This window comes from Bradyrhizobium sp. UFLA06-06, from assembly GCF_054820065.1.
On record NZ_JADFUD010000138.1, the window covers coordinates 1 to 3,421 of the forward strand.

Here is a 3,421-nt window from a genome sequence, read left to right on the forward strand (position 1 = left end):
ATGTGTATAAGAGACAGAGTGAGGGCTCAACTGTATCTTTGGTCCGCCGTTGATCGAGATGTGTCCGACGCCACTCAAGTTGTAGTGGATCCCGGGTGCGTCGATCATTCCCATCTCGACTCGATGGCTGCGGGGCACCAGAAGCTCGGTCAGCGCGATGACGTCGATGTCGAGGTCCTGCATCAGGTTGTTGAGGTCTGTTGCAGACAATTTGACAGTCGAGCGCGCGGGCGGAAAGGCGTTCTGCCCGACGACAGCCTGCGCTAGAACCGCTTTCGTGTGCATGACCGTAGTGGCCCTCTACTGTCTGGCTAATGGCGCCAGTCGTGCTTTGAAGTCTGTTCTCCAGCGACGGTGTCGCCCTACTCGCGCGCGCCGTTGACCGATCGTCGTCCCGGAATCGATAGAGCAATCATGATCAGAACGTCCTGGTAGGGAAGTGAAACTCTTGCAGGTCCAACCTGAACCACCTTCAGATCGAGGCAGTCGACCGGAACGAGGGTGTTCGACGCCGCATTGCGGAGCGCAGCTACGGGCTAGCCGAAACGCTGCGGCGCGGTGATGACGAGCAAGGACTAGGACGACGACTTAAGCGAATCCGTATCGATCGGCAGGCTGCGAACACGTTTGCCGGTAGCGGCAAAGATCGCATTGGTCACCGCAGCACTGACGATGGCCGTCGGAGCCTCACCAACGCCACCCGGAGCCTCCGCGTTCTTGATCAAATACGTCTCCACCTCCGGTACCTCGTCGATGCGCATCGGTAGATAGCTGTCGAAGTTGCTCTGCTCGACCCGCCCATCCTTGAAGGTGATCGAGCCATGAAGTGCGGCGGTCAGTCCGAAAAGTGTTCCACCCTGGATCTGGGCTTCGATCGTGTCTGGGTTGACGTGCATGCCGCAATCAAGTGCGCAGATGATCCGCTTGACTTTGACAGAGCCATCGGCCGCCACTTCGACCTCGGCGACCTGCGAGACGTAACTTCCGTACGCGAATTGGACCGAAATCCCGCGGCCGTGCCGCGGAGGAAGTGGTGATCCCCAGCCGGCTTTCTCTGCGGCAAGCGACAATACGGCAAGCGCGCGCGGATTGTGGCTAAGCAATTCCTTTCGATAAGCAACCGGATCCCGCTTTGCGGCATGGGCGAGCTCATCCATGAAGCTTTCGACCACAAACACGTTGTGAGTCGGTCCGACGCCGCGCCACCAGGACGTCTTGACGCCGCGAGGCTCGACTTGGACATAGTCGACATGGATGTTGGGCAGCGCATAGGGCGGCTCGGCAGCCGCTTCGACCGCATCAGGGTCCAGCCCATCCTTGATATATGGGGGATAATAGCGAGCGAAGATCGAGGAGCCGGCGATCCGGTGTGTCCAGGCAACCGGCCTGCCGGCGACGTCAAGACCGGCCGACAGCCGATCGAGATAGTAGGGCCGATACATGTCGTGCTGAATGTCTTCCTCGCGACTCCAGATCACCTTGACCGGGCCGTCGACGTGCTTGGCGATCTTGACGGCAAGCACGGTGCCATCGGCCTCCAGCCTCCGGCCGAAGCCACCGCCAATCAGATGATTGTGAATTTTGATCGCATCCTTCGGCAAGCCGGTGAGTTCGACCACCAGAGCTTGCGTGATGGTCGGCGCCTGTGTCCCGACCCAGATGTCGCAACGATCCTTCTGCAGATGAACGGTGCAGTTCATCGGCTCCATCGCCGCATGAGCCAGGAAAGGCACCTGATAGATGGCGTCGAGCCGTTGCGCCGCCGCAGCAAGAGCCTTGCCTGCATCCCCATCGCTGCGGGCTACCACGCCCGGCTTGCTTGATTCTTCCTCCAGTTGCCTGACGATGTCGGCGTTGTTGACCTTGCCGTTCGGCCCATCGTCCCACGTGATGGAGGCAGCCTCGAGTCCCTTCTTCGCCGCACCCATGTGATCCGCCACCACGGCGACAGCCTCATCGATGTTGACCACCTGCCGGACGCCCTTCACCGCCAGTGCGGCTTTCTCGTTCACTGTTTTCGCCTTGCCGCCGAGCACAGGCGAGATGGCAACCGCGGCAACCGTCATACCAGGCAGCCGTACATCGATGCCGTAGAGCGCGCGCCCATCGACCTTTATCGATGAATCCACGCGCTTGGCACGCGTGCCGATCAGCGCGAAATCCTTCGGATCCTTCAATTTTACGCTTGCTGCGGCCGGAACAGGCAGTTTCGCGGCATCATCCGCAAGTTCGCCGTAGCTCAGATGTTTCGAGCCTGACTTATCGAACACGATGCCGCCCTTGGCGCGGCAAGTCGCTGGATCGACATTCCAGCGCTTGGCGGCTGCCGCAATCAGCAGATTGCGACCGACTGCCCCTGCTTGACGCAGCGGCGTCCAGAAAGCCCGCACCGAAGCGGAACCGCCTGTGTTCTGAATGCCTATGATCGAGTTGACGTAAAGCGCGTGATTCGGCGGCGCATGCTGAACCTGAATCTGGTCCAGTCTGACTTCCAGTTCCTCAGCGAGAAGCATCGACAGCGACGTGTAAACGCCCTGTCCCATCTCGACCATCGGCATGATCAGCCTGACGGCGCCGGTTGGATTGATCCGAATGAATCCGTTCGGCGCGAAGGTACCCACGACCTCGTTTTCGACCACCTGCGAAGCGGACGCCGCAAAGACGGATTCAGGGCTCGTTCCGGTGAATGCAAAGCCAAGCAGCAAGCCGGTGCCTTGGAGAAAGGAGCGCCGCGACATCGCCGTTTCGTTGCCTCGGCCCTTCAGAATCTGCCTATCCATGGTCTCAAGCTCCCGCTGCGCGCTTGATCGCGGCGCGAATGCGCTGGTAGGTCCCGCAACGGCACACGTTGCCTGACATCGCTGAATCGATGTCCGCGTCGCTCGGCTTCGGAGTGTCTTTCAGCAAGGCCGCCGCCGACATGATCTGGCCGGACTGGCAGTAGCCGCACTGAACCACCTCCAGCTCGAGCCACGCCTTCTGCAAGGCCGCGCCTTGCGGCGCCTGGCCGATCGCCTCGATCGTGGTGACCGCGCTGTCGCCGACGCTGTCAACCGATGTCTGGCAGGAGCGGACCGCTTGGCCGTCGACATGCACGGTGCAGGCGCCGCACAGCGCCTGGCCGCAACCGAACTTGGTACCGGTCATGCCGAGGACGTCGCGCAGCACCCACAGCAACGGGATGTCGCCGTCGACATCGACTTTATGTGATGTGCCGTTGATCTTTAACGTGAAAGCCATGGATGCCTCTCGAGCGCGTTGGGAGCGGGGAGCACCCACGCATTGGAAGTCCCCAACATGATCCAGTCGCCTGATGCGGCCTGGTCCGGCGGATTGAGGTTGCGCTAGCGCTACTCGATGGGGTCTCGCGATAGCGACGCCCATTGATCGCAGCGCGGAACGAAATCTTCTAATAGCTGTC

At 60.8% G+C, this 3,421-nt stretch carries 2 protein-coding genes and 1 pseudogene; all 3 read right to left on the reverse strand.

The window, feature by feature from the left end; translation table 11 throughout:
• Nucleotides 1-285: pseudogene (locus IF803_RS42245) on the reverse strand (helix-turn-helix transcriptional regulator); the annotation flags it as partial.
• 290 nt (nt 286-575) lie between these two features.
• Nucleotides 576-2,780, reverse strand: a complete 2,205-nt coding sequence (locus tag IF803_RS42250) for a xanthine dehydrogenase family protein molybdopterin-binding subunit (protein WP_028341949.1) — start codon at nt 2,778-2,780, stop codon at nt 576-578.
• Between the two features lie 4 nt (nt 2,781-2,784).
• A complete protein-coding gene (locus IF803_RS42255; protein ID WP_028341950.1) occupies nt 2,785-3,240 on the reverse strand; it encodes a (2Fe-2S)-binding protein in 456 nt (151 codons plus the stop codon).
• Between the last annotated feature and the right edge of the window lie 181 nt (nt 3,241-3,421).